The sequence below is a fragment of the Pseudomonas sp. genome, from assembly GCF_002796985.1.
GTDB lineage: Bacteria > Pseudomonadota > Gammaproteobacteria > Pseudomonadales > Pseudomonadaceae > Pseudomonas.
Genome location: NZ_PEKX01000007.1, coordinates 394826 through 417209, shown reverse-complemented (window position 1 = coordinate 417209; position 22384 = coordinate 394826). Strand labels below are relative to the sequence as shown.

22 protein-coding genes are annotated in these 22384 nt (G+C 65.8%); 11 read left to right on the top strand and 11 right to left on the bottom strand.

Annotation, left to right across the window (positions count from 1 at the left end; translation table 11 throughout):
* Positions 1–212 precede the first annotated feature (212 nt).
* Genes CTR55_RS07425 through CTR55_RS07415 form a run of 3 tightly spaced genes read right to left on the bottom strand, consistent with a single transcriptional unit; the run spans position 213 to position 1421 of the window.
* Positions 213–434 carry a VF530 family protein gene (locus CTR55_RS07425; protein WP_296285276.1) on the bottom strand — a complete coding sequence of 74 codons (222 nt, stop codon included), beginning with the start codon at positions 432–434 and terminating at the stop codon, positions 213–215.
* A gap of 40 nt (positions 435–474) precedes the next feature.
* The gene (locus CTR55_RS07420; protein ID WP_296285275.1) at positions 475–783 is read right to left on the bottom strand and encodes a multidrug efflux SMR transporter; all 309 of its coding nucleotides are present in this window, start codon (positions 781–783) and stop codon (positions 475–477) included.
* Positions 783–1421, bottom strand: a complete 639-nt coding sequence (locus CTR55_RS07415; RefSeq protein ID WP_296285274.1) for an NAD(P)H-dependent oxidoreductase — start codon at positions 1419–1421, stop codon at positions 783–785. The genes CTR55_RS07420 and CTR55_RS07415 overlap by 1 nt, the downstream gene beginning before the upstream one ends.
* Before the next feature lie 139 nt (positions 1422–1560).
* On the opposite strand from CTR55_RS07415, the gene CTR55_RS07410 reads away from it, so the two are divergent.
* A complete protein-coding gene (locus CTR55_RS07410) occupies positions 1561–2475 on the top strand; it encodes a LysR substrate-binding domain-containing protein (protein WP_296285273.1) in 915 nt (304 codons plus the stop codon).
* A 157-nt stretch (positions 2476–2632) separates the two neighbouring features.
* Positions 2633–3829, top strand: a complete 1197-nt coding sequence (locus CTR55_RS07405) for a sugar transporter (protein ID WP_296285272.1) — start codon at positions 2633–2635, stop codon at positions 3827–3829.
* A gap of 148 nt (positions 3830–3977) precedes the next feature.
* Here the strand turns inward: CTR55_RS07405 and putP are convergent, their stop codons facing one another.
* Positions 3978–5495: a sodium/proline symporter PutP gene (gene putP / locus CTR55_RS07400; protein WP_296285271.1), complete on the bottom strand. Its 1518-nt coding sequence runs from the start codon at positions 5493–5495 to the stop codon at positions 3978–3980.
* Positions 5496–6272: 777 nt separating this feature from the next.
* Complete coding sequence (locus tag CTR55_RS07395; protein WP_296285270.1) at positions 6273–7022, bottom strand: AraC family transcriptional regulator; 750 nt, start codon at positions 7020–7022, stop codon at positions 6273–6275.
* Between the two features lie 248 nt (positions 7023–7270).
* Between CTR55_RS07395 and CTR55_RS07390 the strand changes: the two genes are divergently transcribed.
* Complete coding sequence (locus tag CTR55_RS07390) at positions 7271–9319, top strand: TonB-dependent receptor (protein WP_296285269.1); 2049 nt, start codon at positions 7271–7273, stop codon at positions 9317–9319.
* Here CTR55_RS07390 and CTR55_RS07385 read toward each other — a convergent pair.
* Positions 9316–10188: an ATP-binding protein gene (locus CTR55_RS07385; protein ID WP_296285268.1), complete on the bottom strand. Its 873-nt coding sequence runs from the start codon at positions 10186–10188 to the stop codon at positions 9316–9318. The genes CTR55_RS07390 and CTR55_RS07385 overlap by 4 nt on opposite strands.
* 83 nt (positions 10189–10271) lie before the next feature.
* On the opposite strand from CTR55_RS07385, the gene CTR55_RS07380 reads away from it, so the two are divergent.
* The 8 genes from CTR55_RS07380 to cmoB all read left to right on the top strand — a co-directional run bounded on the left by CTR55_RS07380 (position 10272) and on the right by cmoB (position 18689).
* The gene (locus CTR55_RS07380; protein ID WP_296285267.1) at positions 10272–11078 is read left to right on the top strand and encodes a helix-turn-helix transcriptional regulator; all 807 of its coding nucleotides are present in this window, start codon (positions 10272–10274) and stop codon (positions 11076–11078) included.
* A gap of 118 nt (positions 11079–11196) precedes the next feature.
* Positions 11197–13596 carry an endopeptidase La gene (gene lon, locus CTR55_RS07375; RefSeq protein ID WP_296285266.1) on the top strand — a complete coding sequence of 800 codons (2400 nt, stop codon included), beginning with the start codon at positions 11197–11199 and terminating at the stop codon, positions 13594–13596.
* Positions 13597–14271: 675 nt separating this feature from the next.
* Positions 14272–14667: a protease inhibitor I42 family protein gene (locus tag CTR55_RS07370; protein WP_296285265.1), complete on the top strand. Its 396-nt coding sequence runs from the start codon at positions 14272–14274 to the stop codon at positions 14665–14667.
* Between the two features lie 120 nt (positions 14668–14787).
* The gene (locus CTR55_RS07365) at positions 14788–15462 is read left to right on the top strand and encodes a lysoplasmalogenase (protein WP_296285264.1); all 675 of its coding nucleotides are present in this window, start codon (positions 14788–14790) and stop codon (positions 15460–15462) included.
* A gap of 1 nt (position 15463) precedes the next feature.
* Positions 15464–16210, top strand: a complete 747-nt coding sequence (locus CTR55_RS07360) for a transporter substrate-binding domain-containing protein (RefSeq protein WP_296285263.1) — start codon at positions 15464–15466, stop codon at positions 16208–16210.
* 87 nt (positions 16211–16297) lie between these two features.
* Positions 16298–16870 carry a hypothetical protein gene (locus tag CTR55_RS07355; protein WP_296285262.1) on the top strand — a complete coding sequence of 191 codons (573 nt, stop codon included), beginning with the start codon at positions 16298–16300 and terminating at the stop codon, positions 16868–16870.
* A 113-nt stretch (positions 16871–16983) separates the two neighbouring features.
* Positions 16984–17724, top strand: coding sequence for a carboxy-S-adenosyl-L-methionine synthase CmoA (cmoA, locus tag CTR55_RS07350; RefSeq protein ID WP_296285261.1), 741 nt, complete (start codon positions 16984–16986; stop codon positions 17722–17724).
* Positions 17721–18689 (top strand): tRNA 5-methoxyuridine(34)/uridine 5-oxyacetic acid(34) synthase CmoB, encoded by a 969-nt coding sequence (gene cmoB / locus CTR55_RS07345; RefSeq protein WP_296285260.1) that lies wholly within the window; start codon positions 17721–17723, stop codon positions 18687–18689. Before cmoA ends, cmoB begins: the two co-directional genes overlap by 4 nt.
* 115 nt (positions 18690–18804) lie before the next feature.
* Here cmoB and pdxJ read toward each other — a convergent pair whose 3' ends face one another.
* The 5 genes from pdxJ to CTR55_RS07320 all read right to left on the bottom strand — a co-directional run bounded on the left by pdxJ (position 18805) and on the right by CTR55_RS07320 (position 22334).
* Positions 18805–19548 carry a pyridoxine 5'-phosphate synthase gene (gene pdxJ / locus CTR55_RS07340; RefSeq protein ID WP_296285259.1) on the bottom strand — a complete coding sequence of 248 codons (744 nt, stop codon included), beginning with the start codon at positions 19546–19548 and terminating at the stop codon, positions 18805–18807.
* Positions 19541–20245 (bottom strand): DNA repair protein RecO, encoded by a 705-nt coding sequence (gene recO, locus CTR55_RS07335; protein WP_296285258.1) that lies wholly within the window; start codon positions 20243–20245, stop codon positions 19541–19543. The genes pdxJ and recO overlap by 8 nt, the downstream gene beginning before the upstream one ends.
* Positions 20246–20333: 88 nt before the next feature.
* Entirely contained in the window at positions 20334–21275 is a 942-nt protein-coding gene (gene era, locus CTR55_RS07330) for a GTPase Era (protein ID WP_296285257.1), read from the bottom strand.
* Entirely contained in the window at positions 21268–21960 is a 693-nt protein-coding gene (gene rnc / locus CTR55_RS07325; protein WP_296285256.1) for a ribonuclease III, read from the bottom strand. The genes era and rnc overlap by 8 nt, the downstream gene beginning before the upstream one ends.
* Positions 21957–22334: a DUF4845 domain-containing protein gene (locus CTR55_RS07320; RefSeq protein WP_296285255.1), complete on the bottom strand. Its 378-nt coding sequence runs from the start codon at positions 22332–22334 to the stop codon at positions 21957–21959. Before CTR55_RS07320 ends, rnc begins: the two co-directional genes overlap by 4 nt.
* Between the last annotated feature and the right edge of the window lie 50 nt (positions 22335–22384).

Sequence of the window (22384 nt, the reverse complement as noted above, 5' to 3'; positions counted from 1 at the left end):
ACGCCGGCGCGTTATGCGCCCTACGATCCCTGGCAGCCTCCGCGCCGAACGGCTCCCTCTCCCTGGGGAGAGGGTTGGGGTGAGGGGACAACCCGAGCACCGATACTTCCCAAAACCTGTAGGAGCGAGCTTGCTCGCGAACCTGACCGATCACCAATGGCATCAAGCGGTTCGCGAGCAAGCTCGCTCCTACCAAGAGCAGAGCCGCTCGGTTATTTCCCCTGCACGCTCTTCACGTACAACGCCTCGACCTGCTCCCGCGCCCACGGCGTGCGGCGCAGGAAGGTCAGGCTGGACTTGATGCTCGGGTCGTTCTTGAAGCAGCGGATGTCGATGCGCTTGGCCAGGCCATCCCAGCCGTACTGGGCGACCAGTTGATTGAGGATGGCTTCCAGGGTCACGCCATGCAGCGGGTTCTTCGGTTTGTCGTTCATGCTCGGTGCCGTCGTGCGGAGAATGCGCGGCACCTTAACATCAGGCCCGCAGCCCAGCCACGCCGGCAATGATCAGGGCGACCGACGCCAGTTTGGTCAGGGTCAGCGCCTCGCCCAGCAGCAGGAAGCCGAAGAACACCGTGCCCAGCGTGCCGATGGCCGTCCACACCGGGTAGGCGATGCTCACCGGTAACTGGCGCATCGCCAGGGTGAGGAAGAATATCCCGCCGATCACCGCGACCACCGTCACCACGGTCGGCAGCGGCCGGGTGAAACCCTCGGCGTACTTCATCGACACCGCGAACATCACCTCGAACACCGCCGCCACCATCAACATCGCCCAGGCCATCACGCACGCGCCCACTCGCCCTCGGCGAGGTCGGCCAGGGCCTGCTCGGCCTGTTGATAGGAGGCGCGGAAGGCTTCGGGATTGCCCTCCTCGCCCTCGGCGGCGATCACTCGCACATCGTCGATTCCGAGGAAGCCCAGCGCCACGCGCAGCCAGGCATCGGCGTGGTTCATCCACTCCAGCTCTCCGCCCGGCCCCATGCCCGCACCACCGCGGCTGGTGACGATCAGCGCCTTGCGCCCCTTGAGCAGCGGTTCGTACTCCGCCTCGCCATCCTTCAAGTGCAGGTCGAAGGTGCGGCCGATACGGACGATCTGGTCGACCCAGGCCTTCAACCCGCTGGGCACGCTGAAGTTGTACATGGGCGTGGAGATCACCAGCACGTCGTGGGCGAGCAGCTCATCTACCAGCTCTTCGCTCAGCGCCAGCTCGGCCTGCAACTCGGCCGGGCGATGCTCGCGCTGCGGGTGGAAAGCGGCGGCGATGAAGCCTTCGCTGACGTGGGGCAGATCGGCGCGGCCCACTTCGCGGCGGGTGATCTGCGCCTGCGGCAGCGCGGCGAGAAAGCCCTCGGCCAGGCGGCGGGAATGGGAGCGGTCGGCACGGGCGCTGGCGTGGATGGCGAGAATCCTGTTCATCTGTCGTTCCTTGCCTGAGGTGTACACTACGGAGGTCCTGATGGGCCTCCTGTTGCCGCCTAAGCTATTTCCAGCCACAGAGCCGGACAACTGAGGGGATTTCCTTCCAGATGAATTCAGCTCATCCATGGAGCGCACCATGTTCGCCAACCTGCCGCTTCCCGCCCTGCGCACCTTCGAATCCGCCGCGCGCCAGTTGAGCTTCAAGGCCGCCGCCCAGGAGCTGGCGGTGACGCCCACGGCGGTGTCCCACCAGGTGCGCGCGCTGGAGGAATGGCTGGGCCTGCCGCTGTTCGAGCGCCTGCCGCGCCAGGTGCGCCTGACCGAGGCCGGCGAGCGACTGTTTCGCAGCCTGCATGGCGCGCTGCTGGAGGTATCGCAATCGGTGGACAGCCTGCGCCCGCAGCGCAGCGCCAGCAGCCTGACGATCTCCACCACGCCGGCTTTCGCCGCGCTCTGGCTGGTGCCGCGCCTGGGACGTTTCTACGCACGCCACCCGCACATCCGCCTGCGCCTGGACAGCCAGTGCGAGCTGCTCGACCTGCAGCAGGACGCCAGCGTCGACCTGGCGATCCGTTACGGCTTCGGCGACTACCCGCGCATGCACAGCCAGTTCCTGCTGGCGGAACGCTTCGCCGTCTATGGCGCGCCAGCGCTGGTGGCCACCGCCGACGTGGAAGTGCCGGAGATGATCAGCGTGCGCTGGCACAACTCCGAGCTCTACGAGCGCGGCTGGAAGGCCTGGTGCCAGGTGGCCGGCGAGCAATGCCTGCTGGCCCAGGCGGTGCAGCGCGAGTACGACGAGGAGTTCTATGCCCTGCAGGCAGCCATCGCCGGCCAGGGGCTGGTGCTGGCCAGTTCGCTGCTGGTGTCCGAGAGCGTGGAGAAGGGCCTGCTGCTGCCCTACCGCCCGGATATCAACGTGCCCGGCGCCCGCTACACTGCGCTCTGCGTGCCGGGCCGCGAGCGCCACCCGCCGGTGCGCGCGTTCCTCGACTGGCTGGCAGAGGAAGCGGCGCAGGCGGCCGACCCGCTGATCGACAACGCCGCCTGAGCCTGCCGCTGCGCCCGCGCTGGGCGGCAATCGCCGTGCGCGATGGGCAACCCGTGGGTAGAATTGCGCCTGCCGCAACAACAATTCTTCTTTGCCCGCGACACGCCCCGCGTGATCCCAAGGCACGGCCTGAGCCCCACTTCACCTCAGGATTCCCATGACCACCGCGCAAGAAACCCGCTCCGGCAGTTGGCTGAACGTCATCGCCCTGGCCATCGCCGCCTTCATCTTCAACACCACCGAGTTCGTCCCGGTGGGTCTGCTCAGCGACATCGGCGCGAGCTTCGACATGCGCCCGGAACAGACCGGGCTGATGCTCACGCTCTATGCCTGGGTCGTGTCGCTGGCCTCGCTGCCGCTGATGCAACTGACCCGCAACATGGAGCGCCGCCGCTTGCTGGTGGTGATCTTCTGCCTGTTCATCGTCAGCCACGTGCTCTCGGGCTTCGCCTGGAACTTCACGGTGCTGATGATCAGCCGCTTCGGCATCGCCTTCGCCCACGCAGTGTTCTGGTCGATCACCGCCTCACTCGCAGTGCGCGTGGCGCCGCCGGGACAGCAGGCGAAAGCCCTCGGCCTGCTCGCCACCGGGACCATCCTGGCGATGGTGCTGGGCATTCCGCTGGGCCGTGTGCTGGGCGAGGCAATGGGCTGGCGCACCACCTTCCTGGCGATTGCCGGGGTCTCGGTGGTCGTGGTGCTCTGGCTGGCCCGCGCGCTGCCGCTGCTGCCGAGCCAGAACTCCGGCTCGCTGCGCAGCCTGCCGCTGCTGTTGCGACGCCCGGCGCTGGTGTCGATGTACGTACTCACCGTGCTGGTGATCACCGCGCAGTTCACCGCCTACAGCTACATCGAGCCGTTCGCCCGCGAGGTCGCCGCGCTGGATAGCCAGAAGACCACCCTGCTCCTGCTGCTGTTCGGCGGCGCCGGGATGTTCGGTTCGATCCTCTTCAGCCGCTACAGCGAGCGCTTCCCGCGCGCCTTCCCGTGCATCGCGATTGGCGTGCTCGGCGCTTCGCTCCTGCTGCTGATGCCGCTGGCCCATTCGCCTGCGGCGCTGCTCGGCCTGAGCCTGTTCTGGGGCGCGGCGATCCTCTGCTTCGGCCTGGCGTTGCAGGCCAAGGTGCTGCAACTGGCCCATGACGCCACCGACGTGGCCATGGCGATGTTCTCGGGCCTGTACAACGTTGGCATCGGCGGCGGCGCACTGCTGGGCAGCCGCGTGGCGGTGGGCATGGGGCTGGAATGGATCGGCTACGTCGGCGGCGCGCTGGCGGTGGCTGGCCTGCTGCTGTGCCTGTTCGCCTGCTGGCGGTATGCGGCGGCGATGAGTGGTGGGCACGCCGCGCACTGAAACATCGGTTCTCCCTGTAGGAGCGAGCTTGCTCGCGAATCGGCCGGGCATCCAAGGCATCAAGCGGTTCGCGAGCAAGCTCGCTCCTACGAAAAGCAAAAGGCCGCGCCCCTTGCGGGAGCGCGGCCTTCTGTCATTCAGCGCAGGATCAGCGGCTGGTCACGGTAGTGCCGGCCGGCTGAGTGGCTTCGGCGTATTCCGCCTCGGCTTCCTCGAAGCGCTGGATCATCGCCTTCGACGGTGCGGAGCCAATCAGGCTGAACACCACGATGGAGAGACTGGAGAGGATGAAGCCCGGGATGATCTCGTACAGGCCGAGCCAGCCGAACTGCTTCCAGACGATCACGGTGACCGCACCAACGATGATGCCGGCCAGCGCGCCGTTGCGGGTCATGCCCTTCCACAGCACGGAGAGCAGCACCAGCGGACCGAATGCCGCGCCGAAGCCGGCCCAGGCGTAGGACACCAGGCCCAGCACGCGGTTTTCCGGGTTGGCGGCCAGGGCGATGGAGATCAGCGCCACCAGCAGCACCATGGCGCGACCGACCCAGACCAGCTCCAGCTGGCCGGCGTTCTTGCGCAGGAAGGCCTTGTAGAAGTCCTCGGTCAGCGCCGAGGAGCACACCAGCAACTGGCAGCTCAGGGTGCTCATCACCGCGGCGAGGATGGCGGACAGCAGGATGCCGGCGATCCACGGGTTGAAGAGGATCTTCGCCAGCTCGATGAAGATGCGCTCGTGGTTCTCGCCTACGGCGCCAGCTTGTTCCGGGTGCGCCTGGAAGTAGGCGATGCCGAAGAAGCCGACGGCGACGGCGCCGCCCAGGCAGAGGATCATCCAGGCCATGGAAATGCGGCGGGCAGCCGGGATCGACTTCACCGAGTCAGCGGCCATGAAGCGCGCCAGGATGTGCGGCTGGCCGAAGTAGCCCAGGCCCCAGGCCATCAGCGACAGGACGCCGACGAAGGAAGCGCCCTTGAACATGTCGAAGTTGGCGGCGTCCTTCAGTTCGATGGCGGCAAAAGCCGGATCGATACCGCCGGTGGCGAGCAGCACGAAGATCGGCGTGAGGATCAGCGCGAAGATCATCAGCGAGGCCTGCACGGTGTCGGTCCAGCTCACCGCCAGGAAGCCACCGACGAAGGTGTAGGCGATGGTCGCGGCGGCACCGGCCCATAGGGCGGTCTCGTAGGACAAGCCGAAGGTGCTTTCGAACAGGCGGGCGCCGGCGACGATGCCGGAAGCGCAGTAGATGGTGAAGAACACCAGGATCACCAACGCGGAGATCACGCGCAGAACGCGGCTGTTGTCCTCGAAGCGGGTGCTGAAGTAGTCCGGCAGCGTCAGGGCGTTGCCGTTGTGCTCGGTGTGCACGCGCAGGCGGCCGGCGACGAACAGCCAGTTCAGGTAGGCGCCGCAGATCAGGCCGATGGCGATCCAGCTTTCCGAGATGCCCGACAGGTAGATGGCGCCCGGCAGGCCCATCAGCAGCCAGCCGCTCATGTCCGAGGCGCCGGCCGACAGCGCGGTGACGAAGCTGCCGAGGCTGCGGCCACCGAGGATGTAATCGGAGAAGTTGTTGGTCGAACGATAGGCGGCCAAGCCGATCAGAACCATGGCCGCGATGTAGATCACGAAGGTGATCAGTGTTGGCGTGTTGATGCTCATGGGGACTCCCCTACAGCTTGTTTTTATCCGGGTTCGCGGGGTATCGCGGACCCTTGACTGGCAGTCAGCGTGTTTGACGCCGACCGGGTTGCGCTTGCTCACAGGCAAACCGGGTTGCGCGTGGCGCCAAACTGGCACCGAACCGCTACGCATCCCGACGCAGGCACGCCTTCATCCTTGCTGGCGCCTTCCTGCAGCCACCGTCTCACCACGGCGACCTCCGTCCCGCCTTCGCCGGTAAGCGAGGTGCGGAGCGTTATTCCGGGCTAGGCCCGGTCATCCATCAGGCGCTGGAATGAGCGCCCGGCTCCCGGCGAGTTCCGGCCAGCCGCACGCTACGGGGCTGACGACGGCAACCGTCGGAAGTGACTGTAACTGTGTTCACGCGCGCATGGAGGTGCGGCAGGGGGTGGCCGACGCGCGAGGGCGCGGATTGTACCGAAAGCTTCGAGGCGAATAGCGCCACTGGTCCGAGGGCGGACGGCGCAAGTCCACGGGCGGGCGCTGCGGGCCGGGCCGTGGTGGTGTTTGCGCGGCCAGGTGCAGGCGCGCAGGTGAAGACAGAACCGGTGATGGGCATATCGCCCTCCCGCGTATCGAGGCGGCTATTGTTCTTGGTCTAACCGGGTTGCACCTGCAACTCGGTGGGCGGACTCTATGGGTTGCACCGTGCGAATTTCTTGCCGAAAGCTCTGGAGTTCTTGCAAAAGACTCCGGCACTCAAGGGTCGACAACTGACCACTCGATCAGCATCCAGGGGCGCGCAGGCTAGCGGATTCAGCAGCGGCGCAGGCTGCCCGGGGTCAAGCCCAGGTAACGGCGCATCGCCGTAGTCAGCGCGCTCTGGCTGGAGAAGCCGCACTCCCCAGCCACGCCGACCAACGGTAAGTCGGTTTCCCGCAGCAGGCGCGCGGCGCGATCAAGGCGCTGGCGCAGCAGGTACTGGTGTGGCGAAAGGCCGACACGGTCCTTGAATTGCGCGTGGAAATGGCTGGGGCTCAGGCAGGCGACCTGCGCCAACTCAGCCACTGTGAGGCGTCGGGAAAGGTGCTCGGCGATGTAGCCGTCCAGCCGCTCCAGGTCCAGCGGGCCGCTGCGTGGGGGGCGATCTTCTCCGAACAGGCGCAGGTGCAGCGCGCGAATCAGCACGCCGCCCAGCGCGCGGGCCAGCAACGGGTCGCCGCCGTAGCGGGCAACCTCCGCGCCGGCGTAGCTGAGCAGGTTCTGGAAGTCCGCATCCAGGGTCGGGTAGCGCGGCACTTCGAACAGCCGCGCCAGCAGGTCGCGGTCCTGCTCGGCGGCGTCGGCGGCGTCGAGATCGACGATGAGCATCCGGTTATCGCCCAGCCCTGCGAACTCATGCCCCACATCCCCCGGCACCAGGCAGGCGCGCATGCGGCAGACCTCGCCGCCCGCGCCGCCAATCTCGAATTCCGCGCGGCCGCTCAGGGACATCACCAACTGGTGATGATCATGGGCGTGCTGGTCGGTCTGGTCGGACAGCGTGGCGAGACGGGTATCGAACATGGCGCTGGGTGATCAAATTTTGAGCATGGTACGGGATTCAGCCAGGCCTGCCCAGCGCACAGGTGCAACCGGGCGCAACTCCAAGAATGAACAATCACTAAAGCGTCTAAGCCGGAAAATCTTGCTAACTGATCGATATGTTATGTTATAACAAATAGCACATCCCTATTTCCCCTCCCCGCCGCCTGGCGCATCCCTGACCACGAGGGAGGGGTTCGCTTTGCCAAAAGAAAAACCAGGAGTTCGTCATGCCCCCTTCCCTCCCCCGCCCGCGCTGGCGTCTAGCACCGCTGGGCCTGGCCCTGTGCGCCGGCGCACCCTCGCTGGCCGATGCCGCCCCCACCGAACTGGAGCCCCAGGTAATCACCGCCAACCCGCTGGGCTACACTTCGCCCGCCGCGCCCAGCAGTGTGCTGCAGGGCGACGAACTGACCCTGCGGCAGAAAGGCAGCCTGGGCGAAACCCTCAACGGCATGCCGGGCGTGTCCTCCACCTGGTTCGGCCCTGGTGCCAGCCGCCCGGTAATCCGCGGCATGGACGGCGATCGCATCCGCATCCTGCGCAATGGCGTGGGCGCGCTGGACGCCTCCTCGCTGTCCTACGACCACGCCGTGCCGGAAGACCCCAACGTGGTCGAGCGCATCGAAGTCGTCCGCGGCCCGGCCGCCCTGCTCTACGGCGGCAACGCCATCGGCGGCGTGGTCAACAGCTTCGACAACCGCATCCCCAGCGAACCGGTGGACGGCATCCACGGCCAGGGCGAGCTGCGCTACGGCGGCTCGGACACCACCCGCAGCGCCGCCGGCGCACTGGAAGCCGGCGACGGCACCTTCGCCCTGCACCTGGACGCCGGCTCCCGCGAGTTCAACGACCTGCGCATCCCCGGCTACGCCCATTCCGCGCGCCAACGCCAGACCGATGGCAATGACTCGAAGCACCGCGTGAACAACAGCGACGGCCGCCAGGACAGCGGCGCCATTGGCGGCAGCTACCACTGGGATCACGGCTATGCCGGCCTGTCCTACAGCGGCTATGACAGCAACTACGGCTCGCCCGCCGAAGACGCCGTGCGCCTGAAGATGCAGCAGGACCGCTACGCCTTCGCCTCGGAAATCCGCGACCTCGAAGGCCCCTTCAGTTCGGTGAAGGTGGACGCCGCCTACACCGAATACCAGCACAAGGAGATCGAGGACGGCGAGACCGGCACCACTTTCAAGAACGATGGCTACGAGGCTCGCATCGAGGCACGGCATAAGCCCATCGGCCCGCTGGACGGCGTGGTCGGCGCGCAGGTCGGCAACAGCCGCTTCTCGGCGCTGGGCGAAGAAGCCTTCGTGCCACACACCGAGACCGACAGCGCCGCGCTGTTCTTCCTGGAGAACTGGCAGGCCACCGAACGCCTGGCGCTGAACCTGGGTGGCCGCGTCGAGCACACGCGCATCGAGCCCAACGCCAAGGACAACGAGCGCTTCGCCGAGAACGACGGCTCGCGCAGCTTCACCGCCGGCAGCCTGTCCACCGGCGCGGTTTACCAGCTGACGCCGATCTGGGCGCTGGCCGGAACCCTGGCCTACACCGAGCGCGCGCCAACCTTCTACGAGCTTTACGCCAACGGCGCCCACGCCGCCACCGGCACCTTTGAAGTGGGCGACGCCAATGCGAGCAAGGAAAAGGCCGTCTCCACCGATCTGGCCCTGCGCTTCGACGGCGGCCGCCACAAAGGCAGCGTGGGCGTGTTCTACAGCCGCTTCTCCAACTACATCGGCCTGCTGGCCAGCGGGCGCTACCGCGACGAGGAAGGTGCGGTGGTGGATGCCGGCGACGACGAGGCGCTGCCCGAATACCTCTACAGCGGCGTGAAGGCGGACTTCTACGGTGTTGAGGCGCAGGACCGCATCCACCTGCTGGACAGCCCCTACGGCCGCTTCGACCTGGAGCTTTCCGGCGACTACACCCGCGCCAGGAACAAGGACACCGGCGAAGCCCTGCCGCGCATCGCCCCGTTGCGCCTGAACAGCGCGCTGCTCTGGGAGCTGCAACAGTGGCAGGCACGGGTCGACGTGGAATACGCCGCCGAGCAGAACCGCGTGCCAGAGAACGAACTGCGTACCGACGGCTACACCACCCTCGGCGCCAGTGTTGGCTACCGCTTCGATCTGGGCGACAGCCGCTGGCTGGCCTTCGTCAAGGGCGAGAACCTCACCAACCAGACCGTGCGCTACGCCAGCTCCATCCTGCGCGACAGCGTGCCGGCCGGTGGGCGCGGTATCCAGGCGGGGGTGAAAGTGGCCTTCTAGATAAGCTGAGGCCGACGCCCCGCGTAATCGCGGGCGAACTGCGCGGCGATCCGCCCGGACCGCGATCCGCGGTGGGTCGCCCAGCGGATCGCTGCCTGTTCCCACTCGTCCTGCTGCACGCCATCCAGGCCGTGGGACTCCAGCCAGCGGGCGACCGCCTCCAGGTACTGCTCCTGGCTGAAGGCATAGAAAGATATCCACAGGCCGAAGCGCTCGGAGAGCGAGATCTTTTCCTCCACCGCCTCGCCGGGATGCAACTCGCCGCTCTCGCTGCGCTGGAAGGACAGGTTGTCCTCGGCGCGCTCGGCCAGCAGGTGGCGGCGGTTTGAGGTGGCGTAGATCAGCACGTTGCCGGACTGCCCGGCCACCGAGCCGTCGAGCACGGTCTTCAGGCCCTTGTAGCCGGTCTCGCCATCCTCGAAGGAGAGGTCGTCGCAGAACAGGATGAAGCGCTCGGGGCGATGGCGCAGCAGGTCGATGATCTGCGGCAGGTCGGCCAGGTGTTCCTTGTCCACCTCGATCAGGCGCAACCCTTCAGCATGGAAGGCGTCCAAGCAGGCCTTCACCAGCGAACTCTTGCCAGTGCCGCGCGCGCCGGTCAGCAGCGCGTTGTTGGCCGGGCGGCCGGAGACGAACTGCCGGGTGTTCTGCTCGATCAGCGCCTTCTGCCGATCGACGTTGCGCAGGTCGTCGAAGGCGATCAGCGCCGGCTCGATCACCGGGGTCAGGCGCGGCTGGCCCTGGCGGTATTCCCACAAGTGGGCGATGGCACCCTCTTGCAGCGCCAGTTCGGCGCGTACCGGCAGGGATTGTTCGAGCAACCGGGCGATTCGAGCCAGTTGTTCGGCGATAACAGACATGTCGTTCATGGCGGGGTCATCGAGGCAGAAGGGACTGTTCGGCAGCCTAACGATGGAGGAAAGTGGTCGTCTAACGACAAACAGGCATCCAGATGCGCAAAAAGGACATTGCAGCGGCACCACCGGAAAACCACGGCAACGAACGCGCCGCCAGTCCGGTGGCAGCCGTTGCCCTGGATTTCCCCGATGGCCATCAGGTGCCAGCCCACAGCCATCACCGCGCGCAACTGCTCTATGCCGTGCGCGGCGTGCTCGTGGTGGGCAGCGCCAGCGGCCAGTGGGTGGTGCCGGACAACCGTGGCCTGTGGATACCCGGCGGCGTGGAGCACTGGACGCGCATGGTCGGTGACGTACAGGTGCGCACCCTTTATGTGGAGCCGGGCAGCGCCCCGCACCTGCCGCCCGATTGCTGCGTATTGGCCGTCTCGCCACTGCTGCGGGAATTGATCCTGGCGGCGCTGTCGATCAGCGGCGAGGTGACGGCGGATTCCCGTGACGGCCGCGTCCTCGGCCTGCTGCTGGACGAGCTGCGCGAAGAACCCGTGCTGCCGCTGCACCTGCCCCTCCCGGCCCATCCGCGCCTGCGCGCGCTGTGCCAGGCCATCCAGGCCCAACCTGGAGACAACGCCGGCCTCGCCGACTGGGCGGCCCGGCTGAGCGTCGACAGCAAGACGGTGCAACGCTGGTTCTTCGGCGAAACCGGGCTGACCTTCGGCCAATGGCGGCAACAAGCGCGTTTGCTGGCTGCACTGGAGCGCCTGGCTCTGGGCGAAAGCGTGCTGAGCGTGGCACTGGAGGTGGGCTACAGCACGCCCAGCGCCTTCAGTGCCATGTTCAGCCGCCAGTTCGGCCGGCCGCCCAGCGATTTCCTCCGGCCGCGCACGCTAATCCGCCCGTAAGCTCCGTTCGTACACAATCGGCCGCAACATCTACGGACACATCCTTCCAAGCAATGGGATTGAAACCCCGCGCCGGTTTCCCCATCTAGACTGTCATGTTCAATCAGTCAGGTGCCTCATGAGCGACCACGACGAGATTCACGATATCAATAGCGCCGAAGAGGTCAGCAGCACCGGGCTGGTATTGCCGGGGCAGAACCTGCCGACCACGGTCTATGTCATTCCGATCCACAACCGGCCCTTCTTCCCGGCGCAGGTGCTGCCGGTGATCGTCAATGAAGAGCCGTGGGCGGAAACCCTGGAGCTGGTGGCCAAGACCGAGCACCACAGCCTGGCGCTGTTCTACATGGACAACCCGCCGGAAGACCCGCGCCACTTCGACCCGGACAGCCTGCCCGAGCACGGCACCCTGGTGCGCGTGCATCACGCCAGCCGCGAGGGCGGCAAGCTGCAGTTCGTTGCCCAGGGCCTGTCGCGCGTGCGCATCCGCGGCTGGATCAAGCGCCATCGCCCGCCCTTCCTGGTGGAAGTGGAATACCCGCACACCCCCAACGACCCGAGCGACGAGGTGAAGGCCTACGGCATGGCCCTGATCAACGCGATCAAGGAACTGCTGCCGCTCAACCCGCTGTACAGCGAAGAGCTGAAGAACTACCTGAACCGTTTCAACCCCAACGACCCATCGCCGCTGACCGACTTCGCCGCCGCGCTGACCACCGCGCCGGGTTCCGAGCTGCAAGGCGTGCTGGATACCGTGCCGATGCTCAAGCGCATGGAGAAGGTACTGCCACTGCTGCGCAAGGAAGTGGAAGTCGCGCGCCTGCAGAAGGAGCTGTCCGCGGAGGTCAACCGCAAGATCGGCGAGCGCCAGCGCGAATTCTTCCTGCAGGAACAGCTGAAGATCATTCAGCAGGAACTGGGCATCACCAAGGACGACAAGAGCGCCGACTCCGACGAATTCCGCGCACGCCTGGAAGGCAAGACTCTGCCCGACCAGGCGAAGAAGCGCATCGACGAAGAACTCAACAAACTGTCGATCCTGGAGACCGGCTCGCCGGAATACGCCGTCACGCGCAATTACCTCGACTGGGCGACGTCGGTGCCGTGGGGCCTGATGGGCGTCGACAAGCTCGACCTCAAGCACGCGCGCAAGGTCCTCGACCGGCACCATTCCGGCCTGGAAGACGTCAAGGACCGCATCCTCGAATTCCTCGCGGTGGGCACCTTCAAGGGCGAGATCGCCGGCTCCATCGTGCTGCTGGTGGGCCCGCCGGGCGTGGGCAAGACCAGCATCGGCAAGTCCATCGCCGAAAGCCTGGGGCGGCCGTTCTACCGCTTCAGCGTCGGCGGCATGCGTGACGAGGCCGAGATCAAGGGCCACCGCCGCACCTACATCGGCGCCCTGCCCGGCAAGCTGGTGCAGGCGTTGAAGGACGTGGAGGTGATGAACCCGGTGATCATGCTCGACGAGATCGACAAGCTCGGCAGCAGCTACCAGGGCGACCCCGCCTCGGCGCTGCTGGAGACGCTCGATCCGGAGCAGAACGTGGAGTTCCTCGACCACTACCTGGACCTGCGCCTGGACCTGTCCAAGGTGCTGTTCGTCTGCACCGCCAACACCCTGGACGCCATTCCCGGCCCGCTGCTGGACCGCATGGAGGTCATCCGCCTGTCCGGCTACATCGCCGAGGAGAAGCTGGCCATTGCCAAGCGTCACCTGTGGCCCAAGCAGCTGGAGAAGGCTGGCGTACCGAAGAATCGCCTGTCGATCAACGACGCCGCCCTGCGCGCGGTGATCGAGGGTTACGCCCGCGAGGCCGGCGTGCGTCAGCTGGAGAAAGTGCTCGGCAAGCTGGTGCGCAAGTCGGTAATGAAGCTGCTGGAAGACCCGGACTCGGTGGTGAAGATCGGCGCCAAGGACCTGGAGGAATACCTCGGTATGCCAGTATTCCGCACCGAGCAGGTGCTCTCCGGCATCGGCGTGATCACGGGCCTTGCCTGGACCAGCATGGGTGGCGCGACGCTGCCCATCGAGGCGACGCGCATCCACACGCTGAACCGGGGCTTCAAGCTCACCGGGCAACTGGGCGACGTGATGAAGGAGTCGGCGGAAATCGCCTACAGCTACATCAGCTCGAACCTGAAGAAGTACGGCGGTGAGCCAACCTTCTTCGACCAGGCCTTCGTCCACCTGCACGTCCCCGAGGGCGCCACGCCCAAGGACGGCCCCAGTGCCGGTGTGACCATGGCCAGCGCCCTGCTGTCGCTGGCGCGCAACCAGGCGCCAAAGAAAGGCGTGGCCATGACCGGCGAGCTGACCCTCACCGGGCAGGTATTGCCGATTGGCGGGGTGCGCGAGAAGGTCATCGCGGCGCGCCGGCAGAAGATCTACGAGCTGATCCTGCCCGAGCCCAACCGTGGCGACTTCGAGGAGCTGCCGGAGTACCTGAAGGAAGGCCTGACGGTGCATTTCGCCAAGCGCTATGGGGATGTGGCGAAGGTGCTGTTCCCGGCCTGATGGCCTGAGCCTGAATGACTCGCTCCTACCCCCTGTAGGAGCGAGCTTGCTCGCGAACCGCCCTCTGCCGTCGCTACCAGTGAACACTTTTGTAGGATGGGTGGAGCTTGCGATACCCATGCTGTCCCTGGCACCGCCATCGATGGGTATCGCTACGCTCCACACCATCCTACGTTCGTGCTCCGTCGCAATGCCGTGGTCGACGGAAAGGCCGGTCGCGGATATGGCCCGCTCCTACAGGTCAGTCTCGTTCCAGCTCTGCCTTCCGACGACTTCCAGCGAAACGTCCGTACGCGCCGAATGCCCCGTTCAGGAGGCCTCGTTGAAGCGGAGTTTCAGGGGTTGAGCGGCATGAATGCCGCGAGAGCCACGATGGGCCAGGGATGGCCCTTCGTGGGGGGACGCCGAGTTCGCGCCCCTGAATCTTCGTTTCAACGAGGGTATTTTTCGCCTAAGCGAAAAACCGGATGTCCGCGGCAAGCCTACTTGGTTACTTCTTTGGGGGCGGCCATCCGACGTTTGGAAGAAGTGACTCGCCCGAGGGGGCGAAACAAGTAGTCCGCGCCCCCGCCGAAGCGGCGCTATGACGCCAAGCCAAAAGCGTTGCGGATGGAGTCCGCTCCAGCGCCGATTGCGTTATCCTGCGGCCCAACCTGTCCCCTCCCAGGAGCCGTCATGCCGTCGTACCGCTCATTGCTGCCCCTCACCCTGGCCCTGCTCGCCGGCTGCGCCGGGCAGAGCAAACCCGTGGTCACCCTGGAAGACGCCAGCGACTGCAAGCCGTTGAAACTGCACGAAGGTCAGGAACTGGTACTGATCCTGCCGAGTAATCCCACCACCGGTTTCCGCTGGGAAATGCGCAACGCCGCCAACGGCCTGCTGCGCCCCCTCGGCCCCGAGGTCTACAGCAACCCGGAAGACGCAGGCCTGGTCGGCAGCGCCGGCGAATCCACCTGGCGCTTCCGCGTAACCGGCGCCGGCGAAGACAAGCTGGAACTGGCCTACCGCCGCCCGTGGGAAGCGGAAGTAGCACCCGCGCAGACCTTCGTCTGCCCGATTGCCGTCAAGTAACGCTCGATCCCGCAAGAAGCCCATCCGGCGCCATAAGCCGCTCGCGCTGACGCCTTCGGCCTGTAGGCCGTGCGTCGTGCTGCGGCACAGTGGACGTTCGTTTCCACGGGAGGGAACCCCATGCGCTGGGCACTCTTGGCACTGATCGGCGGTGCCGCCTACCTGTTCGCCGTCACTTTCGACCTGCCTGTGCTCAGGATGCTGTGCAAGCCGCTGCCGGTGCTGGCCATGCTGTTCTGGATTCTCGGCACCCCCGCCGACGGCTATCGCCGCTGGGTCGCGATCGGCCTGGTGCTGTCGATGCTCGGCGACATCCTGCTGGAATGGCCGATCAACGCCTTCGTGCCCGGCCTCGCCGCGTTTCTGCTGGCGCACCTGGCCTACCTGGTCGCCTACCTGAGCGACACGCGCCGCTTCGCCCCGCTCGGCCTGCTGGTCGCGGGCGCACTGGGTGGCGGCCTGTTTGCCCTGCTCTACAGTCGGGGGCTCGGCCCGCTGCTACTGCCAATCGCGCTCTACAGCCTGACCATCAGCGCCATGCTCTGGCGCGCCATCGCCCGCCTCGGGGTGCCTTCCATAGCCAATACCAGCCGGGTGTTCGCCGCCCTCGGCGCGCTGCTGTTCGTCAGCTCCGACTCGATGATCGGCATCAGCCGCTTCGTCGCTGCCTTCGACGGCTCCTCCTACGCCATCATGCTGACCTATTGGCTCGGCCAGTTCGGTATCGCCGCGTCCGTCAAATCCCGTCATATCGCTCTGCCATACTCGGAAGGACCAACTACTTCCCGAGCCTGACATGCTGCGAATTGCTTCACCGCTGCTGCTCCTCTGTTCGGCGCTGGCCAGCGCCGAACCCCTGCGCCTGGCCGGCGACGACTGGTGCCCCTACCTCTGCCCAGGCGATCCGGACAAGCCCGGTCTTCTCCTCGAAGCCCTCGGCCAGGTGCTGCCGCAACCACCGCTGTTCGAGCTCCTGCCCTGGCCGCGCGCGCTGCAGATGGCCCGCGAGGGGCTGGTGGACGGCGTAATCGGCGCCTACAGCGAAGAGTCCGCGGAACTGCTGATCGGCGACGAACCCATCGGCTGGGTGACCCTGCGTTTCTACGTGCGCAACGACAACCGCTGGACCTGGAACGGCCCGGCCTCATTGAGCAGCCAGTCCATCGGGCTCGCCCAGGGCTACTCCTACGGCCAGGAGCTGGACGCCTGGCGTGATGAGCACCTGGCGAATCACGAGCAGGTGCAGGTGCTCAGTGGCGAAAAGGTACTCGAGCGCAACATCCAGAAACTGCTGCTCGGGCGCATCACGGTGCTGCTCGAAGACAGCCAGATCGTCGAGCACTACCTGCACCGCCACGGCCTGTCGGAGCGAGTTCAAGCCGCCGGTGAGCTCGCCGATAAACGCCCCATGTACGTCGCGCTGAACCCACGCCTGGAAGACGTGCAGGAGCGCCTGGCCGACCTCGACGAAGGCCTGCGTGAACTGCGCCGAAACGACCAGTGGAAACCGCTGATGCAGGGTTACGGCATCGCCGTTGACTAGTCCTACAAAGGCGTGAGAAAAGTCCGGCAGAGCCCTCTGTCATCGGCTATAGATCAATCATAAGAGACTGGGAAAAAGGGGAGCTCCATGCGTGCAGTAGTTCGCTCGATGTTGTTGCTGGGAGCCTGCCTGACTCTCTCGGCCTGTGGCAGCCTGTTGCCCAGCGAACGCGCGGAAGTGCAGTCACCATTCCTGGATTACCAGGATGCACAGAGCCGCTACAACCAGGTCGACGCTGGCAAGACCACCAAGTCGCAGCTCTACGCGCTGGGCTTCGATCCGCTGTCCCAGGGTAATGCCAAGATGCTCTCGTTCATCGACGTGCGCCTGCTCTTCGTGCAGCCCAACATCCCCATCGACTACCTGCCCGACGGCCTGGTGACCTGTCTGCAGGCCAAGGACCGCTGCGTGGGCTACGCCTTCGACTTCAACAAGACCGACAGCCAGCGCGTGGGCAGCTTCTGGGCCGATATCTTCAACTTCCGCAAGCGCCGCCAGGTGCAAGGCTGGTCGTTCCGCCCGGTGTTCGTGCTGATCGACGACGTAGTCGTGCACAAGACCAGCAACGGCGAGCCGAACATCCGCCGCATGGAAGACAAGAAGAACCCTCTCGGCCCGTTGCAGGGCGCCGGCGAATACTTCTCCGACCAGCTCAAGTGACCCTCGTCCGCTAACGGTTGGGCACACCTCGCGCCTCGGCTACAATGCGCGCCCCGGCAAACCGGGCGCGCCGCGCCCTGCTGCCTGTTCCGTGCAACGAGGCCCCATCCAGCGTGAGCGAGTCCGACCGCATCTTCGCCCAGCCGCACCCCCAGGTTCCCGACTTCACCTTCAACGAGGACGTGGTGCGCGTCTTCCCGGACATGATCAAGCGATCGGTGCCGGGCTACCCCACCATTGTCGAGAACATCGGCGTGCTCGGTGCGCGCTTCGCCGCCCCGAACAGCGTGCTCTACGATCTCGGCTGCTCGCTGGGCGCCGTGACCCAGGCGCTGCGCCGCCATGTAAAGACCGAAGGCTGCCGTGTCATCGGCGTCGACAACTCCGCACCGATGATCGAACGCTGCGGCGAATACCTGCGCGCCCAGGACGCCATGCACCAGGAGTTGCTGCCGGTCGAGCTGATCGAGGCGGACATCCTGACGCTGGACCTCAAGCCCTGCTCGCTGATCGCGCTGAACTTCACCCTGCAGTTCATCGCTCCCGATCAACGCCTGGAACTCCTGACTCGCCTGCACAACAACCTGCTGCCAGGCGGCGCGCTGATCCTCTCGGAAAAACTGCGCTTCGCCGACGAGCAGGAGCACGAACTGCTCACCGACCTGCACATCGACTTCAAGCGCGCCAATGGCTACAGCGAACTGGAAATCGCCCAGAAGCGCACCGCCATCGAGAACGTCATGCGCCCCGACACCCTGGAAACCCACCGCGAACGCCTACTGGCCGCCGGCTTTTCCAAGGTCGTGCCCTGGTTCCAATGCCTCAACTTCGCCTCTCTGATTGCCCTGCCATGATCGAACGCTTCGACCTCGACCGCCTGCGCCTTGAACTGGCCGGCACGCCACTGGAATCCTGGGCGACTTCGCTGCCCACGCAACTGGCCGCCAAGGTCGACGATGGCCACGGCGATCTGGAGCGCTGGCTGGCGGCGGTGGATCGCCTGCCGCAGCTGCAAGCCGCCGCCGTCGAACTGCGCGAGCGCTTCAACCTCGAAGGCGCCTGCGACGAAGACACCCGCGCGCAACTCAAGCTGGCCCTGCAAGGGCTGATCCCGTGGCGCAAGGGGCCATTCAATCTGTTCGGCGTGCACATCGACACCGAATGGCGCTCGGACTGGAAATGGGAGCGCGTCTCGCCGCACATCGACCTGGCGGGCAAGCGCGTCCTCGACGTTGGCTGCGGCAACGGCTACTACCAGTGGCGCATGCTCGGCGCTGGCGCGCGCAGCGTGGTGGGCGTCGACCCAAACTGGCTGTTCTTCTGCCAGTTCCTCGCCATGAAGCACTACCTGCCGGGCTTACCGGCCTGGCACCTGCCCTTCGCCCTGGAAGACCTGCCGGCAAACCTGGAAGGCTTCGACACGGTGTTCTCCATGGGCGTGCTCTACCATCGCCGCTCGCCCATCGACCACCTGCTGGCGCTCAAGGACTGCCTGCGCCGTGGCGGCGAACTGGTGCTGGAAACGCTGGTGGTGGAAGGCGACGTGAACACCGTGCTGGTGCCCGAGGACCGCTACGCGCAGATGCGCAACGTGTGGTTCCTGCCGTCGGTGCCGGCGCTGGAGCTATGGCTGCGCCGCGCGGGCTTCACCGACGTGCGCAGCGTCGACATCAGCCTCACCTCGGTGGAAGAACAGCGCGCCACCGAGTGGATGCGCTACCAGTCGCTGCCGGACTTCCTCGACCCGGACGACCACAGCCGCACCCTCGAAGGCCTGCCGGCGCCCATGCGCGCCACGCTGGTAGCGCGCAAGCCCTGAGCGCTGCCCAGGTCGAATCAGAACGTAGGGCGCATAACGCCTAAGGCGTTATCCGCCGTGGTGGCGGATAACCCGTTCCAGGTTATGCGCCATACGGTTTCAAATCAGGTGGCGATCAGCGGTTCGCCGCCGCCACGATCAGCGCTTTCATCTCGGCAACCGCCTGCTTGAACCCCACGAACAGCGCATGGGCGACGATGGCGTGGCCGATGTTCAGCTCGTTGATCCCGGCAATCGCCGCTACCGGCTCGGCATTGTGGTAATGCAGGCCATGGCCGGCGTTGACGATCAGGCCATGGGACAAACCGAACTCCACACCATCGCGGATGCGCGCCAGCTCATGGGCGCCTTCGGCCGGGTTGTGGGCGTCGGCGTAGCGACCGGTGTGCAGCTCCACGGCCGGCGCACCGATGCGCGCGGAGGCTTCGATCTGGCGTTGGTCCGGGTCGATGAACAGCGACACTTCGCAGCCGGCGGCGGACAGGCGCTGCACCGCTTCGCGGATGCGCGCTTCCTGGCCGGCGACGTCCAGGCCACCCTCGGTGGTCAGTTCCTGGCGGGTTTCCGGAACCAGGCAGACGTGGGCCGGGCGAATGATCTCGGCGAAGGCCATCATCTCTTCAGTGACGCCCATCTCGAAGTTCATACGGGTCTGCAGCACTTCGGCCAGCACCCGCACGTCGCGGTCCTGAATGTGTCGGCGGTCCTCGCGCAGGTGTACGGTGATGCCGTCGGCGCCGGCTTCCTCGGCGTCCAGCGCGGCTTTCACCGGGTCGGGATAACGGGTGCCGCGGGCCTGGCGCAGGGTGGCAACGTGGTCGATGTTCACGCCGAGCAGGATACGGTTGGCTTCAGTCACGGGAGTTGTCCTTGCGATTCATGAAGAGCTCGCGGCTGACCAGCGGTCGGCCGCCAAGATGGGGCGCCAGGGCCTGGCGCATCAGGCGCTTGGCCGCCGCCAGGGCGCCGGGAGCGCTCCAGTCGGCCTCAGCCATGGCCAGAAGGTCGGCGCCGTGGAACAGGCCCGGTTGCAGGCTGCCAACCGGCTCCAGACCGGCGTCGGGCAGCAGGCGGTAGAGACCGTCGGGCGCCACGCTCTGGCCAACGATATCGGTGTCCAGGGAAAAACCATAACCCAGGTCATCCAGCAGCCGCCATTCGAAGGAGCGCAGCAAGGGCTCCAGCGGACTGCCGGCAGCCAGCAGCGGCAGGGTCGCACGGTAGTGCTCGAACAGCGCGGGATGCGGGTCTTCCGCCGGCAGCAGGCGGACCATCAGTTCGTTCAGGTACAGGCCGCTGAACAACGCTTCGCCACCGAGCAGATTGGGGATGCCGTTGGGCTCCAGGCGCACGACATTCTTCAGGTCGCTGCGCCCACGGAATTCGGCTTCCAGCGGCACGAAGGGCCGCGCCAGCGCCCCCGCCTTGCCCCGCGCACCACGCAGCACTGCGCGCAAACGCCCCTGCGGGGTGAAGAAATCCACCAGCGCGCTGGTTTCCTTGTAGGGACGGCTGTGCAGGACGAACGCGGCTTGGGCAGTAGAAGCGAGGCTCATGGCGCTGCGCCTGGAGTGGGAGTCGGGAGGTAGGCGCGCTCAGGCGCCCGAAGGGAACGCCCCGCAAAGACTCGCGGGGCGCCAGGGGTCAGAGGTCGCCGTAGCCCAGCGAACGCAGCGCGCGCTCGTCGTCGGACCAGCCGCCCTTCACTTTCACCCAGAGGTTGAGCATGACCTTGGAGTCGAACAGCACTTCCATGTCCTTGCGGGCGTTCTGGCCGATGCTTTTGATGCGCTCGCCCTTGTCGCCGATGATGATTTTCTTCTGGCCATCACGCTCCACCAGGATCAGTGCGTGGATGTGCAGGATCGGGCCGTCCTGCTTGAACTCTTCAATTTCCACGGTGACCTGGTAGGGCAGCTCGGCGCCCAGCTGGCGCATGATCTTCTCGCGCACCAGTTCGGCAGCAAGGAAACGGCTGCTGCGGTCAGTGATCTGGTCTTCGGGGAAGAAGTGCTCGTTCTGCGGCAGGCGCTCGGCGACCAGGCCTTCCAGTACGTCGAGATTCTGCCCGTGCTGGGCGGAAATCGGCACCACTTCGGCGTTGGGCAGTTGCTCGGCCAACCACTGCAGGTGCGGCAGCAGCTCACCCTTGTCTTCCATGCGATCGACCTTGTTCACCGCCAGCAGAACCGGGCAGCTCACGTACTTCACCTTGTCGTAGACCATCTGGTCTTCGTCGGTCCAGCGGTTGCGGTCGACGACGAAGATCACCACATCGACGTCCTTCAGCGCGGCGCTGGCCGAACGGTTCATGTAGCGGTTGAGCGCCTTGTCGTTGTCCTTGTGCAAGCCGGGGGTGTCGACGTACACGGCCTGCACATCACCCTCGGTCTTGATGCCCAGCAGGGTGTGGCGGGTGGTCTGCGGCTTGCGCGAGGTGATCGCCAGCTTCTGCCCGAGGATATGGTTGAGCAGGGTCGACTTGCCGACGTTGGGGCGGCCGACGATGGCGACGTAGCCGCAACGAACGGCTCCTGCTTCATCGTGCTCGGATGGGTCGTGCTGGTCTTGCTCGTGCTCACTCATGGCCATTCTCCACGCCCAGGGCTGCCAGCGCGGCGGCGGCGGCCACCTGCTCGGCAATGCGGCGACTGCCGCCGTGACCGTGGGTCTTGTCGTTCAACAGGGCAACCTCGCACTCGACGAAGAAGGTGCGGCAATGCGGTTCACCCTGGATATCCACCACGTCGTAGCGCGGCAGGTCGCACCCGCGGGACTGCAGGAATTCCTGCAGGCGGGTCTTGGGATCCTTGTTGGTATCCACCGGGGTCAGCTCGCGCAACTGAGGGCCGAGCCAGCCCATGATCCGCTCGCGAGCGGAATCCATACCGGTGTCCAGGTAGATGGCGCCGATCAGCGCCTCCATGGCGTCAGCCAGGATCGACTCGCGGCGATAACCGCCGCTCTTCAGCTCGCCCGAGCCCAGTCGCAGGTAATCCCCGATTTCGAAACCGCGGGCCAGCAGTGCCAGGGTCTCACCCTTCACCAGACGCGCACGCAGACGCGACAGCTGGCCTTCGCGGGCCTGGGGGAAGTGGGTGAACAGGGCTTCGCCAATGACGAAGTTGAGGATGGCGTCACCGAGGAACTCCAGGCGCTCATTGTTGCGCCCGGCGAAACTGCGATGGGTCAGCGCCAGGACCATCAGGTCCGGGTCACGGAAGGTGTAGCCAAGCTTGCGCTCGAGTCGATCCAGGCTGTTGTTACTCACGGCATTCGTACACGGAATTCTTTGTCAAATTTGACCACCAGGTCGATGTTCTGCACCAGTGGCTCGCGTTTTTCATATTTCAGGTGGGCGCGGAACTCGTTGTTCTCGAGCTTCACGTCCAGCGCATCGTCCAGTTTGAGATCTCGTATCCCGTTGATCGTCAACGCCTTGCTCACATAAGCATAGAACTCGGGAACGGTACGTACTTCCGCCGCCTTATCGGTTTCCACCGAGGTGATGGCCTTTTCGATGGCGTAGTAGTCCAGGTAATGCGGGATAACCTTGAACGCGGCGCTGGCGAGAAACGCCACGATAGCGAGCACGACCAGCCAACCCAGCAACGACATTCCCTTCTGCGAACGTGCGTACGTCATATCGACCTCATGTCGGTATCTTTCTTATTTGCCCGCCATTCGCGGCGGGT

What these genes read in the sequence shown, in the direction of transcription:
- CTR55_RS07425 (WP_296285276.1), bottom strand. Translation starts at nt 434, where the DNA reads ATGAACGACAAACCGAAGAACCCGCTGCATGGCGTGACCCTGGAAGCC.
- CTR55_RS07420 (WP_296285275.1), bottom strand. Translation starts at nt 783, where the DNA reads ATGGCCTGGGCGATGTTGATGGTGGCGGCGGTGTTCGAGGTGATGTTC.
- CTR55_RS07415 (WP_296285274.1), bottom strand. Translation starts at nt 1,421, where the DNA reads ATGAACAGGATTCTCGCCATCCACGCCAGCGCCCGTGCCGACCGCTCC.
- CTR55_RS07410 (WP_296285273.1), top strand. Translation starts at nt 1,561, where the DNA reads ATGTTCGCCAACCTGCCGCTTCCCGCCCTGCGCACCTTCGAATCCGCC.
- CTR55_RS07405 (WP_296285272.1), top strand. Translation starts at nt 2,633, where the DNA reads ATGACCACCGCGCAAGAAACCCGCTCCGGCAGTTGGCTGAACGTCATC.
- putP (WP_296285271.1), bottom strand. Translation starts at nt 5,495, where the DNA reads ATGAGCATCAACACGCCAACACTGATCACCTTCGTGATCTACATCGCG.
- CTR55_RS07395 (WP_296285270.1), bottom strand. Translation starts at nt 7,022, where the DNA reads ATGTTCGATACCCGTCTCGCCACGCTGTCCGACCAGACCGACCAGCAC.
- CTR55_RS07390 (WP_296285269.1), top strand. Translation starts at nt 7,271, where the DNA reads ATGCCCCCTTCCCTCCCCCGCCCGCGCTGGCGTCTAGCACCGCTGGGC.
- CTR55_RS07385 (WP_296285268.1), bottom strand. Translation starts at nt 10,188, where the DNA reads ATGAACGACATGTCTGTTATCGCCGAACAACTGGCTCGAATCGCCCGG.
- CTR55_RS07380 (WP_296285267.1), top strand. Translation starts at nt 10,272, where the DNA reads ATGCGCAAAAAGGACATTGCAGCGGCACCACCGGAAAACCACGGCAAC.
- lon (WP_296285266.1), top strand. Translation starts at nt 11,197, where the DNA reads ATGAGCGACCACGACGAGATTCACGATATCAATAGCGCCGAAGAGGTC.
- CTR55_RS07370 (WP_296285265.1), top strand. Translation starts at nt 14,272, where the DNA reads ATGCCGTCGTACCGCTCATTGCTGCCCCTCACCCTGGCCCTGCTCGCC.
- CTR55_RS07365 (WP_296285264.1), top strand. Translation starts at nt 14,788, where the DNA reads ATGCGCTGGGCACTCTTGGCACTGATCGGCGGTGCCGCCTACCTGTTC.
- CTR55_RS07360 (WP_296285263.1), top strand. Translation starts at nt 15,464, where the DNA reads ATGCTGCGAATTGCTTCACCGCTGCTGCTCCTCTGTTCGGCGCTGGCC.
- CTR55_RS07355 (WP_296285262.1), top strand. Translation starts at nt 16,298, where the DNA reads ATGCGTGCAGTAGTTCGCTCGATGTTGTTGCTGGGAGCCTGCCTGACT.
- cmoB (WP_296285260.1), top strand. Translation starts at nt 17,721, where the DNA reads ATGATCGAACGCTTCGACCTCGACCGCCTGCGCCTTGAACTGGCCGGC.
- recO (WP_296285258.1), bottom strand. Translation starts at nt 20,245, where the DNA reads ATGAGCCTCGCTTCTACTGCCCAAGCCGCGTTCGTCCTGCACAGCCGT.
- era (WP_296285257.1), bottom strand. Translation starts at nt 21,275, where the DNA reads ATGAGTGAGCACGAGCAAGACCAGCACGACCCATCCGAGCACGATGAA.
- CTR55_RS07320 (WP_296285255.1), bottom strand. Translation starts at nt 22,334, where the DNA reads ATGACGTACGCACGTTCGCAGAAGGGAATGTCGTTGCTGGGTTGGCTG.